Consider the following 22,938-nt stretch of genomic DNA (forward strand, 5'->3'; position numbering starts at 1 on the left):
TCACAGCTCGATCGCCGCACGGCGCAGGCGTGTCCGTACGAACTCCAGCAGGGCCAGTGTGCTCAGCGGGACGGTGCCGATCCAACGCCCCGGCAGCAACCGGACACCGAGCTCGTCCAGCAGCTCCGCGGTGACGAGCGCCGCCTCGGCCGGCAGCGCGATCCAGCCGGTCTCCGTCGATGGGCCGAGTGGCTGTGGAAGGGGCACCTCGCGCAGGGCCGACCGGATCTCGGCGGCCCGTTCCGCGAGTCCGACCGGCCGCCAGCCGCCGCCCTCCCAGCGCTGGGCGGACACCAGGTGGGTGCCGGGCTGGATGCCGTCGTGGCGCTCGCGCCAGCCGTGCCCGGCGAGCAGGTCGACCGCCTCCACCGCCGCATCAGGGTGGACCGCGAAGTCGGCCCTCGCGGTCAGCTCCTGCGGGGTCGGGGTCGCCTCCGCGGCCAGCTGGGCCGCCGTGGCCAGCTGCTCGGTGGCGCCCGGCAGTGGCAGCGCGACGCCGAGCGGCCGCGGCTCCCACAGGGGCCTGGGTCGTGGCGGTGCTCCGGATCGCAGCTGGTCGGCCAGTTCGTGCGCGAGCCCGCTCAGGTCCACGGCGCCGGCATCCATGTATACGGGAGGCCGGCCGGGTGAGAGTCGCTGGACGAGCTCCTCCAGCAGTTCCATGACGACGGCGTGCACCGGGCCGGGTAGCGCGACCGCGGCGGGCCCGGCGCCGGCGAGCCGGCGGTCCCAGTCCAGGACCGCCTCGGCGATGCCGATCGGCTGCCCGGTCTCGTCGAGCCGGGCGACGAGTTGCCGGGCAGGGTCCGCGGTGCCCGGCAGGTCGTCCGCGGCCGGCGCGGTCAGCGTCAGCTCCAGTTCGTGCCATCGCTCCCGGCGTACCTGCGGCCAGTCGCCGCGGGTGGAGGCTGGGCCCTGCGCCGCCACCATCCGCGCGGCGGCAGAGTAGAGCCGTTCGTGGCGCTCGGCCGCCACCCTGTCCACTCTGGAGCGATCCGGCGCCGGGCCCGGGCGCAGTCGGAGATTCCAGGCCTTCGACGCGGCGGTTGCGGCATCGGCGAGGGCCTGCTGGGGCGAGCGGGTCGAGTAGGCCTGGACGATCCACCGATGCAGCTGCCTGGCCGGCCTGCCGGAGGTGACGGAGTCCAGGACGTGCAGGGGAACACCGATGTCCAGGGCCTCCGCGAGCGTGACGATCTGCTTGACCAGGCCCGTGGTCGTGGTCGGCTGCTGGCCGCGGCCGCCGGGGACCTCGAAGTGGACCTCGCTGGTGATGGCGTACAGCTTGTCCTTGAGGCGGGCCCAGTTGCGGATGTCGGAGTAGTCCACCTTGGTCGAGTACCGGTTCCTGCGCCACTCGTTGCCGGCACTGACCTGCAGGCCCACCTTGAACGAGGGGATGTGGAGGGGTCCGAGCCGCAGCCCGGGCCTGCCGGCCAGGACCCGGCCGGAGCCGGTGAGCGCGTTACGGGTCGAGGTGTCGGTGAACTGGGTGTATCCGGTGGTGATGTGGGCGTACCGCTCGACCTCGCCGTCGCCCGCGCAGGTGATCTCGACGACGTCGCCGAGCCGGGCGGCGATCGGGCCGTGCAACGGCACGGTCATGCCGGCCGCTTCGACGGCGTCGAACGTGACGCCGCCGTCGAGCATCGCGTCGAGGTGGACGCCGAGGTTCTCCTTGTTGAGGACCTTGGCCGTTGCGCCGATCTTCATCTTGATGGGCCGGGGGGCGGCGACGGTGCGGGCCTGGGTCCAGATGGCTCGGATGCCGAGCACGTAGGGTGGCAGGGCGCCGCCGGGGAGCCGGTCGGGCAGGGTGAAGCCGTAGCGGTGGGGGGTGGCTCCGGCGGGAACGCACAGGCCTTTCGGCACGTGGGCCTCGACGAAGATCCGCTTCTGCCGAGCGGTCCGCCGGGCCGCCTCGAGGTCGGGCTCTCCCCTGTAGACGCTGATGGTGAAGATGAGCTCGGTCTCGAATGCGACGAGAGCGCCGAAGCGGCGGCCGAGCATGCCCAGCAGGTTGCGGTAGCGGCCGCGCGTGCTGTCCGTCCGGGTGGTGTGGACCCAGCTTGCCGTGCCGCGGCCGGCGATCACGCCGGCGTCGAGCTCACCGCCTGCAGTCACGGTGTTGCGGTTGCGCCGGGCGTGCCCGCTCGTCTCGATCTCGGTGACATTGCTGCGGGTGTACCACTGCCCGCCGGCGAACTGGTCGCGGCGGGGCAGCCGGCGCGACCGCCCGACCGCCGCGGACATCGTGACGGTGTAGCGCGCGCCGGACCGGGTGGTGTACGTGGTGGAGTCGCCGCCGTCGCAGATGCGGGCGGACTTCGGTTGCAGCTCCCCGGCGGTGTTGACCAGGCCGACGAGTTCGGCGCCGTGTTCGGCCCCGCCCGCGGCGCGAGCCTCCTGCTCCACGGCCTCGCGGAGCCGGTGCAGCCCGGCTTCGGTGCCGGCCGCGCCGCGCACGAGCACCGGGAAGCTGCCCTCGTCCAGCATGCCCTGCTGGTAGGCCCACGAGGGTTGCAGGTCGGCGTCACCCAGCTGCGCCGGGGTCTTGGTGAGCTCGGCGCGGACCCCATTGGGGTCCTCGAAGGCCTGGTCGCGGAGGTGGGGGTTGGGCACCACCGCGAGCAGTTCGGCGGTCACCGCCGCCGTGCCGGGGTGGCCGGGGACGGTGATCTCGACCGAGGTGGCCGTCCACACCAGCGCGTCCTGCTCACGCTGGTACGGGTCGCGGAAGTGGGAACGCAGCTCGCCCTGGGTGCTGATCTGGCCCTGTGAGCGCAGGCGGCCACCGGTACGGGCGAAGGTGTTGTCGACGTTCCAGCCCGCGCGCAGCGCGTCCGGATCGAAGCGGTCCTTGGGATCCTTGTGCCAGAGCCCCGCGACGACCTGGGTGCCCTGGTGTGCCTGGGTATCTGCTGCGACCTCGTCGCCGACCTGGCGCTCGGTGAAGCCGCGGTAGTACGGGTCGACCGGTGCCAGCGCCACCACGGGCCCGGCCGGCCTGATCCGGATCTTGATCGGGGGCAGGGTGCCGACCTGCAGCTGGGTCTCCGTCTGCAGGCCCGGCTGCTGCATCGCCTCCCACACGGCCGGGGTGAAGGCGTCCAGCACGGCATCGCGGTGCTGGACGCCGAGCAGTTCGATGAGTTGCTGCTGAACCTGCTCGAACCCGCCGGCGGCCAGCACGCCCAGGGCGGCCGCACCGGCCAGCACCGAGGGTGCGTCCGGTGCGGTCGCGTTGACCGCGCGGGCAGCGTCGATCGCCTTCCGTACGTCGCCGGGCTTCGGGGTCTGCGGGTCGGCCAGGTAGTGCGGTTGCAGGACGTTGAAGACGACCATTGCGTGGCCTTCGGTTCCGTCCGCGTGCCTGGCGCCCTCCAGCCGCCAGGTGAGGGTCGCGGGGACGGCGAAGCGGTGAGAATCGGTCTTCTGCGCGTCCACCTCCTGCAGGTGCGAGGTGATCGCTATCGTGCCGCGACGGCCGATCCCGGACCTGGTCCACAGCCTGCCGAGGTCACCCAGGCTGGACACCACGCCTTTGCTGGGCCACGGAATCCGGGCGTTGCCACCGGCGGTGACGTCGGTGGCGCGGTCCCGGACGAGGCGGCGGGCCGTGGTCCAGTCGGCCAGCCGGGCCAGCTGCAGCTGGAACGGGTACTTGCCCAGGTGCGTGCTGCGATCAGGATGCAGCTCGGCCGCCAGGGTCAGGGTGAGAGGGTCGCTGGGCTTGCCGGGGCGGTCGAGCTGGATCCCCACGACGGGACGGGTCCGGGCGTTGGTCAGGTCCGGCGCGCGGGGAGCAAGGTAGTGCCGGCTGAGGGCGTCGACCACCCTGGCCCAGTTGGCGTAGCGGACATCGTCGCGGTTGAGGAAGGCCTGGTCCGGCTCGGCCATGGTGCGGCGCACCAGGTGCTGCCACGCGCTCGGCTTCTCCGGCCGTGCGTCGTCGGCGAGGTGCTCCGGCTGCACCTCCTCGGGCTGGCTTTCCGGCTGCGCCTCCTCGGGCTGGTTTTCCGGCTGCGCCTCCTCGGGCAGCAGGCTGTGCATGACCAGGTTCGGGACGAGGTCGTCGTAGAGGTCTTCGAGGCGTTCGATCCCCTCGACGTAGCAGAAGGCCAGCGGGAACTGCGTGCCGAGGTCGGTGCCGAAGACCTTCTTGCCGGCGACGGGCTCGCGGTCATCGGCCTCCTGGTTGCGGCGTTCCTGCAGTTGCCTGGCTCGGCCGCGCGCCTCCTCGGTCTGCTCGGCGGCCGGGTCGGGTGCGCTCAGCAGTCCGAGCGCCTCCACCTCCTGGGCCGGCAGCGTGATCAGTGCCTGCCCCTCGATCGGCTGGACGGGTTTGCGGCCGGCCTCGGTGGCACAGTGCACCTCCAGGCCGAGATCGAGCCTGACCACGGCCAGGTCGCCCACGACGCGTTTGGAGCGGGTGACCGCCGAACGCCGGGCGCGTGCCTGCCGCCCGGTCCGGGTGACGGTCCGCCGCCCGGACGCCCGCCCGCCGAGCGCGACGTCGCCGGAGCGGCGGTAGCTGCCCTCGGCGCCGACCGCATCGCCGTGGGAGCTGGTGTCCTCGGCGCTGGACGTACGCCAGTCGACGTCGTGCACGTCGAAGCGGGCTTCGTCGTTGCTGCGCCCGCCCAGCAGGGTCACCGCGTTGAGCTGGGTGCTGACCAGGGCCACGCTCAGCCGCCGTGCGCCCTGCCCGAGACGGAAGGTCAGGGTCGTCTCCGGCACGCGGTCGCCCGGCATCACCCGCTGCAGGTACGTGCCGACGACGTTGGGAAGAATCTTCTGGTCGATCTCGTCCCGCCAGGCCTCGTACGCGTCGCCCAACTGTTCCCGCAGCGCGTCCTTGACCTGCGCGAGCAGCATGACCCGCAGCGTCGCGAAATCGGTCGCCCGCAGCCCGCGCCCGAAGTCGCCGGCCTTCGCACCGTCGATCCGTCGGAGGTCCTCAGCCGGTGCCCGGTGTTCGGGCACCCAGAACCCGACGCCGACGTCGCCGTCTTGGAACCGCGCCAGCGGCGTGGCCCGGTCCCCGGCGGCGATCCGTACGCCCAGGACCGCCCGGATGTGCTGCTGCACGAACGACTCTTTGACCCGGGTGAACTGGTTGTGGTTGGAGGTCGACCGCGTGAACTGGCCCTGGCCGCGCCCCCAGGTGTGCCCGAAGGTGGGCAGCGCCATCGTGACGTCCCCGTACTGCACCACGGCCGACCCGCCGACCTGGCGGATGCTGGCGCTGCCGCGCCCACGGATGTCGTCGCTGTAGGTGAACACGCGCCGCTCGTGTGCCCGCCTGGACTCCTTGTCCGGCACGGTCTGCGGTTGCCCGGTCGCCTGACCGAAGATCTGGACCGTGTACGGCCCGACCGGGAGCTCAAGGCCGTCGTCGAACACGCGCACGAAATCCGAGTCCAGGGTGCGCTTGACCGCGTCACGGTCAACCGTCCCGTCCGGCAGGAGCCCGTTGACGAACGCCACGAACGCGTCCAGCCACTCCGGCTCGATCAGCTCACCGCCGAGCAGCAGGCTGTGGTCCGCCTCCTCGGCCTCCTCCTTGCCGACCTCCGCGAAGGCCGGCCGGGTGGTGGCGGGCCGTCGCTCCCACGACTCGGCGGCCTTCTCGGCGACCTTGGCCAGCCTCGTCGCCTCCGACCAGGCCCGCCATTGCGAGTGCCGGGCGGCGGCGTCGACCAAGCCGGCCAGGAGCCGCATGTCCGCCGCTGCCACCGTGGCACGGCCGAGGAACCTGGCCAGCACCGGCCGGTAGTGCTCCGCGGTCCGGTCCTGGTCGAAGCCGCGCTCGGGCTGCGGCAGCAGCGCGCGGCGCAGGTCCACCAGCCGCCGCGCCTGCGCCGGCGACGTCGTCGTGAGCCACGCCACCAGGTGCCTGGCCTCGTCGTTGCGGGCCTTGCGGGAGTCGATCCGCGCTCCCCGCACCGTGTACGGGTTGCGCACCCGCCGCGCGACCTCGACCGTCTCCTTGAGACTGTCCAGTGTGAGCGGGGTGCCCGCGCCCCGGTACGCGATCACCAGCTCGCCCAGGTCCGCCACCGTGACCGGGCGCTGCAGGGGTGCCCTGCGCGGCGTCGCCCGCACGAGCTCCCGCGCCCGGACCACCGTCTGAGGGCGGACCCGCCACCCCGACCGGGCCTGCTGGCGAGCCCGCGACCGCGCCCTGCGCCGATCGGGCTCGGCGTCCTGCTGGTGCGCCAGCCGCACCGCCCGCACGAGCACCGCCACGTCGGCGTCCTGCACGGGCGTGCCCTGCCGGCGCAGGTACAGGGCCAGGTCCGCCGCCTGGAGGTGCTCCTCCCACTCACGCAGCCGGGCCGGTGTGAGCGGCGGCTCCAGCAGATCGACGGCCGGCGCCAGCGCCAACGGCAGCCCTGCCCGGACGTCCGCATCGGCCAGTTCCCGCCGGAGGCGCTGCTGCAGCGTCACGTGGCGCGCCAGGCGCCGCAGGCCCGCCACCGGCCCGAACCGCCACCCGGCCGAGTCGACCCGCTGCATGTACCCGACCAGCTGCGCCCAGCGGTCCGGCGACACCATCACCATCGTCGGGTCGCCGAACACGTGCCGTGCCAGCGGCAGGTGGTCGGGTTGGTCGAGGACCCGTCCAGCGAGGCTTGGGAACGTCTCCGCCAGCGACGCCTCCAGCAGCCGCTCCGCCCGTTCGGCGCTGCCCACCGGCAATCCGTCCGCCGCCCGCCGCGCTGCCCTGGCTCGTTGCCGTGCGGCCCGGTCGCCCTCCGCCGGACCGGCCGGGGCGCCCCCGGTGTCGCGCGCATCGGCGACGAACTCCTCCGCCGTGCGGTACGGCCGCTCGGCCTGCTCGATCGCCCGGTCGAACGCGCCCCTCGCGGCCCGCTTGTCACGCTCGGCCGCGACGACCGCGTCGTTGCGCGTCGCGTCGGCGTCCATGACGGCCAGCTCCCACGTGGAGTGCATGGCCGACCGCGCCGCGATCCGCGTCGCGTTCGCGGCGGCCACGGCCCTCTCATAGCGCGCGTTCGCGTCACTGAGGGCGGCGCGCCGGTCCGGCGTCCCCTTGGCTTGCTTCCGGTCCTGCCGAAGCTGGTTCCGCGCGGTGCCGAGCTCGGACGCCCACACCGCCTCGACGTCGGCACGGGTCCGCTCGAAGGCATGCTCGGCGTCCCACAGCGCCACGAGGTAGGCGGCTTTCGCGTCGCCCGTAGTGAAGTCTGCGGTCTCCTCGGCCTGATCCAGGGCGCGCTGCGCACTCACGCGCACCGCCTCGTACTCGGCCCGCAGCCGCTGCAGGTCGTGCTCCGCCAGCGCCAGCCGCCGCATCGGCAGCTGCCCGCCCGGTAGCTGCGCCAACCGGCCGGTGTACTCGTCCCGGGCCGCCCGGACCGCGTCCTGGTAGCGCTGCTCGGCGTCCGCGACAGCTGCGTTGAACCGTTCGCGTGCCTTCGCGTCGTCGTCCTGCGCCGCCCGCACGGCGGCGTCGCGCCGCTTCAGCGCGTACTGCTCGACCTGGGCGCGCGCCTGCTCCAGGCCGCGCTCCGCGTCGCGGACCGCCTGGCGCCGCTGCGCCACCTCGACCCGGTTGGTCGCCGGCCGGCCACTGCCCGGCTGCGTCCAGTGCTGCGAACGGGAAAGGGTCGCCTGCACGGCACGCCGACGGCCGCGGGCCTGGTCGAGCTGCGATGTCGCGTGGGCGAGCGCGGCCTGCGCCGCTGTGACGTCCGGGTCCGCGGCCACGGCGTGCTCCGCGACCGCCTCCTGGTAGTGGCGACGTGCCCTGGCGGTGGCGTTGCCGGCGCTGAACAGCTCCCGGTCGAGTTTCCGGCGGGCCGTTGCGACCGCGTCCTGCTGGGCGCTGCTCGCCGCGGCCACCGCCTCCTGCAGGCGCTGGTCGGCGTCCGCGACCACGGTGCTGGCGTTCCTGACACCGGCCAGGTCCTCGATCGCAGCGAGCTCCGCGGCCCACGCCGCCGCCACCTCGCCGTCCTGCGCGCGGCGAGCCAGCTCGGCTCGGATCCCCGCGTGCCCAGCGTCCCAGCGGGCAAGGAGCCGCTGCCAGTGATTCTCGTACTCGGCCCGCGCCGCCTCCTCCTCAGCCGGGTCTGCTGCAGGCGGCGCCGGGCGGGGCCCGACCGGATCGTGTTTGTAGAACTCGGCAAGACCCTTGATCACTTCCAGGTCCGCGCCGCTCAGGTATGCCTGCGCCAGGCGTTCGAGCTGCTGCCATCGCTGCGCCAGCTGCCACTGTTCGCGGCCACCCAGGCGACCCAGAGCGTCGAGGAGTAGCTGCCGGGTCGAGGACACCAGATCCTCCACCCAGGTCTCGGCCTCGCCACCGGCCGCCGTCCGCCGCAGGCGTGGTGACTGCTCCAGCAGATCGACGGTGTCGACGGCCAGTCCTGCCGCGGCGACGTACTCCTCCAGCGCCGCCCGGGTGCGTTCGTACTCCGAGCGGGCCCCCGCGTCCGGCACCGCTCCCCGGGTGACCACCCGCTCATCCGCGCGCATGGCCTCCAACGCTCCAACCGGCCCGGCGAACGCCTGCTGCACCTGGGTCAACGCCTGCTGGGCCCGCTCCACCGTGTCCAGCAGCACCGTCCGGTCGGACTGGTCCATCCCGGCTGCGTCGGCCGCGCGCTGCCACTGCGTCGCCGACAACGCCTGGGCGGCCGACCGTGCCTGCCGCAGCAGTTGGTCGTCGCGCTCCTCCCGGTGGGCCACCTCCGTCAGCCGCGCCGACAGTGCGCCGGTCGTGCCCACCGTGGCCCAATCGGATACGCCGGTGAGATGACGCAGCACCTCCGACTCGAACGCCCACTCCTCCCCCTCGGGCCGGGGGCGGCGCAGCTGCCGCAGCCACTCCAGCTCGACGGGCCCCAACCCGGCGTCGAAACGATCCAGCCCCGGGCCTCGGTGAAGCAGCGCGTACACCTCAACGAGGAAACCGACCAGCAGCCGGTCCCTGAGCGGCGAACGCTCCAGCCGACCGGCCTGGTCGATCGCGTAGAGCAGCGTCTGCAGACGAACGGGATCGACCGCCGGTCCGGACTGCTCGCCCGGCTGTTCCTCGGCTGTGTCGTCCGGCGTGACCACCACGCGGACCGGCTGGCCCTTCGCCTCCACTTCGAGCCGCGCCGTGCCGTCACCCAGTGTCAGACTGGCCTGGCAGCCGGGTTCCTGTGACAGGATCTCCGCCACCTCGGCGAGCGCGGCCCGCTGCTGCGGTGCGACCGGGTCGGCCCGACTCGGTGGGGTCGGCTCCGCGCCCCGAGGCGGGTCGGTCGGGCGGAGGTCGTCCGCCTCGAACAGCCCCCGGGTGTACGTGGCGTTTTGATGCGCCCATTGCCGATCTGACCCGGCGTCGACGCGGTAGGAGTGCACGACGACCGGCTGCCCGTCGACCATCAGGTCCAACGTGACCGTCGGACCGGCCCACTGCGACCGGGGATCCCGCCCGTTCAGGCCGTACGACGGCAACGCCCGCAACTGGTACCGACCGTAGTGCTCGCCCAGAATCTGCCACTGCCGGGCCCGGACCTCATCGGCGAAGACCTGCTCGATGAACGACGCCCGCAACTCCGCGGTCATCGTGCCGGCGGCAACGTGCTCCGCGATCGCCCGGGCCCGCCGATCGCTGCGCGCGTTGGTGGCCGCGGGCCGCAGCCCCAAAGCTTGCCGCTCGAACTCCCGCACCGCGTCGTCGAGCACCGCCCGCAGGCGGCCGGCGATGTCCTCGCGCACCTCATTGGCGTCGACGGCCCTGGCCACATCACGAACCCGGAGCGGACGCGCGTCCTCGGGCAGCAGGCCATGGTCGAGCAAGAACAGCCGCACGTCGTACCACGACCGGCCCGATGCCCGGATCAGCGCCCGCAGCGCGCTCTCGTTCCGCACCGCGGCCGTCCACTCGTCGGTCGGCTCGATCCACGGCCGGGTGCTCGTGAAGCGAGCCCGGTTCCTGGGAGCGTGGAAGCGCGCCGCGGCCGCCGCCGGCACCCGCAGCTCCTCGGCCGGCTCGACTGCTCGCTCCACTGCGCGCTCTGAAGCGAGCGCCGCGCCGGCCAGCTCGTCGGACACGTCGAGGTTCACGGTCTCGCCGGCGGTCGTGCGCACCGTCATCGACGCGTCGCCGAAACCCAGCTCGGCGTGCTCCAGCAGGCCGGCTTCGATCAGGTCGGGCAGCACACCGACAATGGCGGACGCCGTGACGGACCGGGCCTTGGCGGCGTCCTGCCAGCCCTCCTCACGCAGACTCTCGAACAACTCCAGCACCGCCAGCGACAGATGTTCCGTCGACACCTCAGCATCGACCAGCTGCCAGAGCCTCGCCGCACGCGGCGAACCAGCACCCAGCCCCAAATGCTCCAGATGCGCCGCGAGGTCCGCGATCAACGCCACCCGCTCCACCACATCCACCGACGCGACAACACGCGCAGCCAGATCCTGCAGATCACCCACACCACCATGATCATGAGCAGACAACCGCGCCCACCGACCTGGAGCACCACCCTCTGCCGTCAACCGGTCCCGCCGCGACCCGACCGGCCACCACGAACGCCCCTGCCGATCAACCACCTCCCACACCTCATGCACCAACGCACCGACCTGATCACCACCATCGAGCAGCTCCGCGGAGATGACAGCCGTCATCACCGACGCCCGTTCCCCCTCCGGGAACTCGGACCTGGCCCGCTCCCCCGCATCACCAACCACCACCGTCACCGTCAACGCAGACCCATCCCGCAGGTCCACCTCAACCACACCAGCAACCGCGCGACCATCCGCGTCGACGCCGGCCCCAGCATCCACGAGCCGCATCTCGCGGATCACCGAGTCGCTCACTCGCTGCCGCGCAAGACGTGCACGCAACGAACCCGCAAGCTCCACCGCGCTCGGCCCCGGCAGCAGCCTCCGTTCCTCGGCACGCGTGCCGGGCACCCACGTCGCAGCCACCGTCGGCTCCGCGGGTCGCAGCGCAGGGCCCGGCCTGGTGCTTGCCTCCTCCACGATCGCGATCTCCCGGTTGAGGAGAACGTAGACATCGTCCTTTTCGGTGACCCCCGGAATGATGATCGCGTCATATCCCGCAGCGGCGGCATGTCGGCTGAGGTAGCGGACAAGCTCTTTGGAGTCGAGCAGGCCGGAGTCGTAGGCGACCCGCCGGTAGTCGCCGATCTTCGCCGCACGGGGGATGAGCACCCGGAGGTTGCTGTCCGGTGTACGGTCGGCGATGGTACGGCGGGCACGCATGGCGCAGAGGTAGCCGTCGATCCGCCACTCGCCGTAGTACTGGACGAACGTGTGATCGTAGGCGACCGGACCGTGCCGGAAGTCGTCGTGGACCTGGGCGGCCGTCCCCTCGGGCCCCCGCGTCGCGCCGTGCCACACCTCGATGAAGTCGCCGCTGCGACGCAGGCTCTTCATCGTCTGCCGGTCGACGACGGTCGGGGTGCCGTCGAACCCCTGCCAGGCGGCGATCATGGCGTACTGCCAGTCCCAGTCCCACGCGCCGCTGTACTTGTACGGTTGGTGCATCAACCGCCGGTCGAGCCGGTCGGCGGCGAACTCGTCGGGAACCAGGTTTCTGGCCCGGGACGGCTTGTAAGGCAGCGCCGGATCGACCGGTGGCGGGCTCAGATCGGGGAACCCGGCGAGCAGGGTCTCGAGCTCGTCGAGGGTGCGGGCGGCCTGGACGAGCTCCAGCCAGTTCTGGAAGTCGGTCAGCGTGAGCCACCCCGCCCCGACCTGCTCACCGAGCAGCTCCGCGGCCGCCACGCGGTCCTGATCCGTCGGGCGGAGCGCACGCCTCATGTCCCGGACGAGAACGTCAAGGTCGGCGAGCGTCCGGGCGGCATACGCGGCGACGGCCAGCACGTCGAACTCGTCCACGGTGAGCCGGCCAGCGGCGACCAGCGTCGCGTACCACTGCTCGACCGCCCTACGGTCGGCATCCGATGCCGGCTCTCCACGGTCGGTACCGCCGCCGTCGTAGCCCGCCGGCTCGGCCTTCCCCGGCTCCTCCTCCACGATCAGGATGGACCGGTTGACGACCAGGATGCCGTCCGTGGTGAGTTCTCCCCGGCGTACTCCGCCCGGAAACACGACCGCGTCGATTCCGGCGGCCGCCGCGTGTCTCGCCACGTCGGCGAAGGCCATCCGCTTGCCGAACACATACGGTTGCGGTTCGACCACCGCCTTGAGCGCCTCGTAGCTCGCGATCTTCGCCGACTTCGGCAGGAGCGCCCGGACCACGCTGCCCGCGGTGCCGTCCGAGTCCGTCGCGGCCGCGGCGGGGTCAGCGACGAAGGCGTAGGGCGCGCCGTTGACCGGGGCCTCGCCGTATTGCGCCGGTCCGCGGCGCAGCTGCTCGTTGAACTCGGCGGCCGTCGTATCGGCGGTGCTCATCGTGCCCCGCCAGATCGCGAAGTAGTCGCCGGTGAACATCTGACGGTTCATCGCCCACGGGGACATGACCGTTGGGGGGTCACCGAACCCCTGCTGGTCGCTGACCGCAGCCAGCCATTCATCGCCCGGGGAGCCAGGATTGTCCTGCGGCTGGGGCTTCCCGGTGGACCGGTCGGCGACCAGATCGGTTGCTCGTGAACGCTTGTGGGCCAGCGGCGGCAACGGCCGCGGCAGCGCACCCAGGTCGTCCTGGGCCGTCGCGCCGGACGGGAGCGCAAGCGGGGCCGGCGGGGCCATGATGGCGCTGTGCCGCCAGCCGGGCTCGCGCAGGCTCCGGAGCAGCTCCTGCTGTGCCGGTATGAGCCGCTCGATGCGCAGCTCCGCGTCGACCCGAGCCCACAACGCGGCCGAGTCCTCGTTCGTCTGGCTCAGGTCCAGGTATTCGAGGTGCGCGGCCAGGTCGCCGACCAGCTCGACCCGGCGCGCACTGCCAGCCGGCGTGGCAAGAATCCGGCCGGTCAACTCCACCAGGCCGGCGATGCCGCCCCAGTCATGATCCGACAGCCCGGCCTCAGCGTCCGATGCCCCCTTCGCGAGCAGGTTGCCTCGTGGCGCGGCGTCGGGCCGCCACCACACACGGTGGCGACGCAGGCGTCGGTCGACCTCTCCCAGCTCGTGCATGAGGGTGCCGAGCAGTCCGTCGCCGGCGGGGTGCTGCCACGAGAGCACCACCGTCACATTGACCGGCTGACCTGCGACGGACGGCAATGTGACGTACGAGATCGCCCTCTTACCACTGGCGTAGCCGACCGCAACCGTCACCCGCAGCCGATCGGTGCTCCATGCGTACGGCGACCACGGCTGCACCTCGAGCACGCCGGCGACGACATCGCCGGTCGCTTGGTGAGTGGTGTCCGCGGTCGGATGATCGCCGGCGTGGAGTAGACGTACCTCGTGAATGATCGCGTCGCGGTAGCCGGTGTCGTTCACCCGCTGGAGCTGTTCCTGCAGTGCCTCGGCGATCCCGGCCGACGTCTCGGTCCGGCGCACGCGGTCGCGGGGAATTGTGTCCTGCGGCGGTGTCATGCCCCAGGTGTCGAGTGTGCCGGGCACCCACGTCGCCGCGATCTGCGGATCGACCGGCGAAGGCCCGGCGACCGGCTGTGGTCCCGGGGTCCTGGTCGGGCGGAGCGTCTCCGGCCGGAAGAGACTGCGGGTGAACGTGTTGCTGCGGTACGTGGCGTCCTGGCCGAAGGTGACGGGACCGGTGCGCAGGCGGTACGTGTGGACGACAACCGGCTGCCCGTCGACCATCCGGTCGAGCGTAATAGTCGGCACGGTGATGCCGTCCGGATCGGCCGAGCGGGGTGCCTGCCCGTCCAGGTGGTACGACGGCATCGCGCGCAGTTCGTACGGCCCATAGTGCTGGCCGAGGATCTGCCACTGCCGGGCGCGGATCTCGTCGGCGAAGATCTGCTCGATCAACGTCGCCCGCAGCTCCGGTGTCATCGTGCCGGCGGCGACGTGCTCGGCGATGAGCTCGGCCCGGCGCTGGCTCCGCGCGCTGGAGTCCGCGGGTGCGAGCCCGCGTGCCAGCCGTTCGAACTCCCGCACCGCGTGGTCGACCGTCGCCTGCAGCGCGGCCGCGATGTCCGAGCGGACCCTGTCCGCCTCGACGATCCTGGACACGTCCCGCAGCCTGATCGGACGCGCGTCCGCGGGCAGCAGGCCGAGGTCGATCAGCAGCAGGCGCGCGTCGTACCAGGAGAGGCCCGCCTCGCGCAGCAGTGCCCGCAGCGCCGTCTCGCTGTGCAGCGCGGCGGACCAGTCGACGGCAGGGTCCGTCCACGGTCGCTGATGCGTCAGGCCGGCCAGGTTCCCGGGACGGTGGAAGCGCCGCGCGGCCGGCGACGGCACCGTCTCCGGGAGTGGGTCCAGCTGGTCCACGAGCGCCCGTGCGGCCGGCGGGAGGGCACCCCGCCGCCAGGTGGTGGACGCGTGGTCGGCGAGCACCTCGGCCGCAACCAGCTCCACGGCCACCTGCGCGGGCGTGCGCGGGTCGCCGGGCGCGGGCACCGGCGCGACGTCCGCCGCGGCCGTGCCCGGGTCGTCCGTCCAGAGCCGGCCCAGCGCGACCAGCGCGCCCTCGACCCGCGACCAGCCGGAGCCGCTGTTGAGGTCGGCGTCGGCCCCGAGGATCGCGGCCGCGTCGGCCCGGATCCGGTGCACGTCGGCCCCGCGGGCCATGCGGGCCACCAGCCGCTCGCGCAGGGCGGCGAGTTGCTCAGCCCGCATCTCACGGACCGGGCCGTCGGGCCCGGTCAGCAGCATGGTGCCCGCCGGTCCCGGCGCGATCTCGGCGGCGAGCGGCATGCCCGGGCCGGTCAACAGCGCGAGGGTTTCGGTGATCGCCGCCTCGACCGTCGGCGCGCGCAATGCCTCGGCGACCCCGCGTGGGAGCGGCCGCTCCAAGAGCGTGACGAGGTCCGCGTAGGTGAGTGCGGGGGCGAGGTCCAGCAGCGCGCGCCGCCAGTCGTCGCGCTCCTCCACCGGCGCTGCCTCGTATCCGTGGATGAGCACCTGGGCGGCGGTGCGGTACGGGTCGCCGAGCCGGCCGTTGAGCACGGCCGCCACGGCTGTGGTCAGCATGGTCACCGCGAGGAGCCGGAGGCGCTCGCCCACCGCGTCGGTGCCGGCGAGCGCGGCCACCTCGTTGGCCACGGACAGGTGCACGGTCTCGCCGTCGGTCGTGCGGACGACCACCGCCGCCGCGTCACTATCGGCCAGGTCAGCCCGGTCCAGCAGGCCGGAGCCGGTCAGTTCGGGCACTGCTGCGGCGACGGCGGCCTCCGCCATGGCCTGGCGCCCCGCGGCCACGGCCTCGGCCCGGCGCTCCGCAGCGGCGTCCGGCTCGGGCACCGGGTGGCCGCCGAGCACCCGGTCGATCAGGCTGCGACGGGGTTCGGCGGGCGCGGGCGCCGGAAACGCGCCGGGGTCCGCCGGGGTGTGCGGTCCCCCAGCCGGCCGTGCCGACGGGTCCGCGACGGGCGCCGCCACAGCCGTCCGGGGCAACGGCAGGGCATCGTCGGCGGACAGCGGCAGTTCGGGGCGCACCCCGCCGTCGGGGGTCGCCCGGAACCGGCGCAGCAGGCCGTTGCGGTGCCGTACCTCGACGACAACGTGAACGCCGGCTGTCCGGGCGATCTCGGACGCCACCCAGGTCGGGTCCAGGGCTCCGGCCGGCGGCTGCGCGGCGTGCAGGTGCACCACCCTGTCGCGCCGGCCGATCCGGTCCCGCACGGTGGCGACGATCGCCGGCAGCGGGTTGACCGGTCTGAACTCGGGGTGGCCGACCGCGTCGGCGAACAGGTCGGTCAGGTCGAACGCGGGCACCGCGACGTCGGCCCTGCGCAACCAGGACCGCACGCGCTCGGTCCGGCCGGGTGGCATCGGCTGCTGCGCGGCGATCCACCACGGCCACGGCCGGTTCGTGTCCTCCTGCCAGCGCTTCAGCAACTTCTTGGCGTCCTGGCTGAACATCGTGATGTACGTGCGGCCGCTGCTGGCCGGCTGGAGCTGGACCTCGCGGGCCACCTTGCGCTCGATCCCGCTGCCCCGGCGCTTGTGCTCCACCATCCTGAGCGTCACGACGTGATCGACCCGGAACGCCAGCAGGTGCCCGAGCGCCTTCGCGAACAGGCTCGTCTCGTCGCGGTCGCCCTGGACCCACGTGTGCTCGTCGGAGCCGCCGAAGCCGTAGCTGCCGTCGCGACCCCAGTTCGGCATCGTGAAGCCGAACTTCCCGAGGACGTTCCAGGGCTTGGCCGGGAACGAGAAGCCGAACCTGCCGCCGGCGCTCCAGCCCTTGCTGATGCTCCAGCCGCTGGTGTGCTGTGCCCGGTCCACGATGCCGATCTCGATCATCTCGGCGAGTTCGCGGATCACCCGGGGGTCGAGGAACTTGGCCTCGACCACGATCTCGATGACCGTCGTCGCCGTGCCGATGCGCCTGAACGGCTGGTTCCACAGCGGCGCCGTCGGCACCGGAAGCCGCAGCACCAGGTGCCCGCCGGGATCGTGCATCTTCTCCAGCAGCGCGTTGTACATCAGCGGCAGGAACGCCCGCTCCACGTCGAGCCGGAGGCGCTTCGCGTCCGAGCCGAGCCAGCCCAGCTTGCCCAGGTGATGCATGATCTGCTGCGCCAGGCCGCCGTTGTAGCTGCTCTCGACGCTGAACTCGTACGGCAGCCGCACCGCATGCGGGTTCGCCGGCGCGGCGAGGTCCAGCTCCGCCAGGTTCGGCCGCGCCGAGGTGCCGACGTCGACCTGTTCCGCCGACACCAGCTGGATGGCCTCGCCGCGCAATTCCCGCTGCCACGCGGCCTTCGGCCTCGACCGGAGGTGCCGCAGGTCCACGACGCCGAGCACCGCCCGGTCCAGCAGCTGCGGGCGGCTGCGGGTGACCTCGACCACGACGGTTGCGGGACGCCTGAACCGCACCGCCGGGCCGAACGAGGCTTGCCGCTGCAGCCGGGTCAGCTGCTCGCCGACGAAGCCACGCCGGCCGCGCGAATTGCCGGCGCTCACACCGCCGGAGATGCCGTCGGGCTCGGTGCCTTTCGGTCCGGCGCCCGACCCGCTCGCGTTCGCACCGCGCGACCAGCCGACGGACTCGCCGCGGTCCTTCATCTCGTACGCGTACCGCTGCAGGATCCGCCCGACGTCGGTGCTCTTGCCGATCGCCTCGCCGTCGCCGAGGCTCGCCTTGATCCGGACGGTGACTTCCTCGCCGGTCAGGTTGCCGGCCATGACCGGCACCGGGACCACCCAGCCGCCCGGGGACAGCATGTCCTCGAGCTTGCCCCACCAGCGCCGCCCGGCGAGACGGCCGTAGAAGTTGCGCCACAGCCCGATGTTGCGCCGTTCGGCGCCCGGCGAGACCGCCTCGATGCCGCGCATGACCTCGGTGAAGAGTTCCTCGCCGTTCAGGTCGATCAGCGCGAACCGGTTCTGCCCGACCCCGGCGAGCAGGTGCTCGGGCAGCACCCCGCCCTCCGGCATCGCCCGCAGCCGCGGATCGTCGGCGATCGCCGCCTCCAGCGCCGCCGCGTACGCCGGCAGCTCGGCACCCTCGACGGCCGGCACCTCCGGGAACTGCCCGGCGAGCCGAGCGTGCAGGTTCGTGGCGAACTCCTCGGTGCGCGGCAGGCCCGGGTCGGGCAGGTTGGCCGGGTAGGCGTTCTCACCGACGCGCAGCTGGGCGTCGCGCAGGTCCCGCTGGAACCGGTTGACGATCCGCACCGCCGAGGCACGGTCCAGTTCCAGTTTGCCGTTGGCGTACCGGGTGAGCGCATCGGTCAACTGGTGCAGCGGCACCGGCAGGTCGCCCATGCCGTACAGGTCGAGGGCGTCGCGTTCGGGCAGCGAGTACACCACCGTCCGGGGCAGCAGCTGCTCCGCCCGGGTACCGTCGTGGCCCTGGTCGTGGCGCACTCCGCTGACCTGGAAATCGACCGGCATGGTGTACGTGTAGTGCTGACCCAGATAGATGAGCAGCCCTTCCTCACCGGTGATCTGGGTCAGCGTGTGGGAGGCGCCGTGCGACCGGCTCCCGCTGATACCAGCGCTGTCGTTGCCGTGCACGCGGTCATCGCCGGTGTGCAGCCCTCGACCGCCGGATGCGTCACCGCTGTGCTCGGTGTCCCGCGACATGCCGGCGCTGTTGCTGCGCAGCGCCAGGTGGATGTCGCCGACGACCCCGTCACCGGCACCGCTGAAGGTCGACGCACCGGCGACCGCCTCGATCATCACAGTGGCGTGCGAGTTGTCAGCGATGTTGCGCCAGCCACTGCGTCGCTCGGACGATTCGTACCCGATGAGGTCAGTGCGGTAGCCGACACCCTGGCCGAACGCCCCGCTGAAGAGCGTCGCCCCGGCGGCGACCAGGCTGCGCACGTTCAGCGCGGAGACCAGGTGCGCGAACGCGCCGGTGCCCGTGCGCGGCCCGCCACCGAGCGCCCGCAGGCCGGCGTCCAGCATCCCGGTCGCGTCGAGGTGCCGGATCGCCGCGCGGTTCAGGACCGACTGTGGGGTGACCGCGGGGCCCTCGGGCGTCAGCACCCGTTCGGTCGTCGCCTCCGGCAGGTGACCGACCGAGGTGACGAGCTCGACCTGCTGGTTGTTGACGCGGGCCAGCTCGGCCCAGTGTCCGTCCGGATGCTCCACGGACGCGATGATGTCGATCACCACTTCGAACCGCGCCGTGCCGTCCGCGCCGCTCTCCCCCAGCAGCACCTGGTTGGCCGTCTCGCCGTCGTTGAAGCTGCCGCCGCGGCGACGGGTGTAGCCGTACCCGGCGCCGGCGCTGTCGAAGTCGACGTCGCGGTGGCCCGCGTGATCGCCCGCCATGCCGGCGCTCACGCCGAACGGCTTCAGCTGCCCGGTCTGCCCGCGGCCACGGCTCGCCGACTCCGAGTCGATGTCGAGGTTGACCTCGGTCCACGCGCGGCTGTGCCCCAGGTACCGCACCTGCCGTTCCTTGATCTGCACCCGCAGCGTCTCGCGCTCGCCGTGCTCGTTGACCAGCACGATGAAGACGCCGTCCTGCGTCGCCTGGTCGTAGGAGCCCTCCAGGCGCATCGCCGACAGCTCCTGCAGCATCGCTGCCGCCTTTTTCGGATCGGACGGCAGGAACGGCCTGACCCCGCCCGGCCGGTTCCCGCCCGGTTGCAAGCCCTTGGTCACCAGCTCGCGCAGCTCGTCGTCGCCGTCCACGCCCTTGAGATCCTGCGCCAGCCCTTGGCCCACGCCGGGCATCAGCGCGCCGTCGGCCGTCCGCCACCTGGGCGCCTCGCCGAGCCGCCCGGGCGGCGCGCTCTCGTCCAGATCGTCGACGAGCACGAGCTTGCCGGCCTTCTTACTGCGGAGCTCGTCCTTGGCCGCCGCGGACACCGGGAGCCCGGCCCGGTACGCGTACGGCTCGGGGATGACGAACAGCCCGCTGCCCTCGGTGATGCAGTGCTTCGGCTGCGGTGCCCTGTCGCCCAGATCGACGGTGGCGATGTGCGTAACCGGGATCTTGTAGGTCTGCGTGTACCCGGAGTAGCGCTGCACGCTCGGGTGGATCGCGTTCCCGCCGGCACCGGCCGACACCTGCCGGCCGGTGCCACCGGCGGCCGAGAAGGCGATACGGGCGGACTCTCCGGCGAACCGCTCGGCCAGCCAGGCGACGCCGAGCTGGTTCATCGCCCACTTCAGCCCGACGGTGGCGCCCCCCTGCCACGAACCGCTGAGCCCGCTCTCGGCCGACGCTTGGGAGAAGGTGACTCGCAGCCACTCCAGATGCACCTTCCGGCTGCGGTTGCCGACCCGTTCGGCCCGGCTGCGGTGCTCGTCGGTGCGGATGCTGACCGTCGCCGGGTTCCCGCCGTCGTCGGTGATGACGGCGCTCAGCTCGAACGGACCGTTGATCGTCTGCTGCAGCCGCGCCGGGTACACCTCCAGCAGCAGCGCACGCACCTGCTCCCGGGCGACTCCTCCCGTCGGCGCCCGGTCGCCGAGCGCCGCGATCACCTGGTCGTACAGTTCGTTGAGACCGTCCAGCGCGAGCACCGCGTGCTCGGGGATGTCCGTCTCGGGTTCGTCCGGCGGCGCCAGCTCGTCGTCCTGGATCGGCTCGGTGAACGGGTGCGCGATCGCGAGCTGGACGCGGGCCTTCCCCACCGGCTCGAACGCCACGTCCTGCCAGGCCTGCGTCTCGCCGGCCCGCACCTGCAGTTCCCAGCTTCCGTCGGCGTCGTACTCCGTGGACTCGCCTCGGTTGTCCATGACCCCGCCAGGCATGGTGAAGTCGGCGCCGACGACCTTCTTCGACCTCGCGCGCGACCCGCCGGCGTTGCCCTCGGCGATGACGTGGTCCTTGGCGAACAGCTCCCCCCACATGGCGCCGGCCCGGATCCACTGCAGCCACTGGAACGGGGCTTCCGCAGGAATCAGATGCTGCACCTGCGTCAGGAAGTCGCCGACGATGCCGCCCAGGTCGACCCTGCCGGACCAGCCGAAGCTGCGGGATCGCGCGTCGGCGAGGACGCGGCTGTTCTGCACGAAGGTCGGGATCTGGCCGATCATCAACTCGGTGATGGTCGTCATCGGGTCGGCAACCTCAACCAGCTCACCGTGGTTGAAGCGGACCTTGAACCCGATGATGTTCGATTCGTCGATGCCGATCGCCAGCATCTGACCGTCGTCGCCGGCCACGCCCCGCCACGCCGATCGCAGCACCCGCTCCAGCTCCTCGGGGCGCAGATGCGCGTCCTCCGGCAGGTACCTGTTGATGACCGCCACCAGCTCCGCCATCTGCGGCAGCCGCCCGTGCGCCACCGCCGACTGCAGCGCCTCCTGGATCGGGCGGGTGGGCTGCAGCGCCTGCTGGTATGGCTCGTACCGCGCGTGTGCGACTGCGGTGGCGGCGATGATCGCCGCGGTTTCGCGCGCGACGGTGGCCGGGTCGTCGAGCCGGTCCATCGTCGAATACCACGCGTCGCGGGCCTGACGCAGCGCGTCGGCGATGGTCTGGGCCTCCACCGCCGCCGCTTCGTACCAGCGGAGCATGCGCCCGTGCCGCTCGCGGTTCTGCCGCTGCTCCTCCTGCTCCGGCGTCTCCTTCTCGCCGGGCGTCTGCGGCGTGGATGCTGCCGTCGCCGCTTTCTGGTGGACCGCCTGGCGTACCCGCAGGCCCTCCGCCGCAGCGGTCATCATCGTGACCGCGGTCGCCAGTGCGCCGCCCAGCACTTCGAGCGTTGCGATGTCGGCCCCGTCGGAAAGCCGCTGCACGGCGCTGTGAACGGCGGCGAGGGCCGGGTCCGTGTTGCCGAGCCGCAGCGCGCTGTACGGATCGACCGTCGCACCCACCCGTTCGGCGGCGGTGATCAGCCTCCGGGTCTCCGGCAACCGCACCGCGGCGAGCGTGGCCGGTGCCGCCGAAAGGATCTCCGCGGTCGCCTCGAGAATCACCCTGGTCGGCGACGCGGGCATCGCGTGCAGCGCGGCGAGCGAGTCGAGCGCACCGACCACCGGGTCGGCGTCGCCCGGGAATGCGGCACCGATGGCGATGGCGAACTGGGTGACCGCGACCTGCGGCGACACACCGTCGGCCAGGACGCCGAACAGCCAGTTGCGCAGCTCGGTGTGCACCTGATCGGCGCCCGGGCGCGCGGCCAGCAGCGGCCGCATCGTCGCCATGATCTCGTCGGCGTGCTCGACGGCCGCGTACAGCTCGGCGCGGCGCTGCTCGACGCCTTGCCAGTGCCGCCGCGCCTGGACGAGCACGGCGTCGAGGCCTGGCTGCCCGGGCTCCCGCACCGCGGTCTGCGCCGCACGCAGGTGCTCGATCATTCGAACGTGCTCGGCGGCCGCCTCGTCCAGGATTCCGAGGTACAGGTCGCGCTCGACCTCATGGCGATCCAGGAGCCGGTCGACGGCACCGGCGAGGGCGTCCCGGTGCGCGTCCGACGGGGCCTGCCGGAGCTCGGCGTGCGCGGCGTCGACCTCGCCGGTGCCCAGCTCGGGTCCGGGCCTGGCGGGCAGCGTCAGCGAGGCCTGGTCCCGCACGGCCGTGGAGAGCAGCTCGTACACCGACCGGGCCGGCGGGGACAGCAACGGCGGCACGGCGGGATCGGCGGCGTCGGGGCGGTGCCGCAGCCGGCTCGCCAGCGTCTGACGGGCGGCGTCGCGGGTGTGCTGCGGCGCGCGGGGATCCGCGGCCAGCTCGGCCACGGCGGCGGTGACCTGTCGCTGCGTGCGAGCCTCGACTTTGGCGGTGCGGCGGCCGAACGGGCCTGGGCGGCCGCGCCCCAGCAGCGTCGTGAGCCGGACGGCGGCGGTGACGCGGAGCTGGTGGTGATCGACGTGGGCGCTGAGGTCGGCGAGCTCCCGGACGAGCCGGCTCGCGTCGAGGAACCGTTCACCGGCCGCTCGGGCGGGGGCCCGGCGGACGCGGAGTGTCGGCGTGCCGTCCTGCCGGAACAGGATGAAGGCGTCGCTCTGCAGGTTGGCCGCGTGGACGGCCTGGCGCAGGACGGCGAGCGCCAGCGCGCGCCGCGTCGCCGGCAGCAGCGGGCTGTCCGGCGCGAGACCACCGATCTCGTCGGCGAGCTGCTCGACGGTCAACCCGGACAGGTGCCCGACCGACTGCGCCGCCGCGTCGGTGGCTTCTACCGGCTCCGCCGGGTCACTGTCTTGCTGGACTGGTGCCGCCCGATCCGGCTGCTGCGCTGCGGTGACCGGTTGCGTGGGTGCTTCGGCCTGCGTGGGCGCTTTGGCCTGTGCGGAGGCAGCCGGCGGGCCCGCCGCTCGGATCTGGTTCAGCAGCGCCATCGCCTCGGCGCTCCAGCCGGACGGCGCCGCCCACGCACCGATCTCGGTCCGCAGCCGCACATACCGTGCGGGGTCCGCGACGTCGGCGGCCTGCAACTGCTCGGCCAGGCGGCGTTCGTTGCGGTACAGCTCGGTCCGCAGTTCGTGCAGCAGTTCCTC

General features: G+C 72.8%; 1 protein-coding gene (only partly in view). It reads right to left on the bottom strand.

All coding sequences use genetic code 11. The features are described from left to right. A protein-coding gene (locus ACQEVZ_RS45620) for a DUF1707 domain-containing protein (RefSeq protein WP_433379966.1) crosses the window boundary here: on the bottom strand, positions 1 to 22,938 show its 3' portion. Its footprint extends 7,167 nt past the window's final position; 22,938 of the gene's 30,105 nt are visible here — the last part of the coding sequence; its start codon lies off the right edge, out of view — the gene reads right to left on this strand; its stop codon occupies positions 1 to 3.

This window comes from Dactylosporangium sp. CA-152071 (assembly GCF_050936335.1).
GTDB lineage: Bacteria > Actinomycetota > Actinomycetes > Mycobacteriales > Micromonosporaceae > Dactylosporangium > Dactylosporangium maewongense.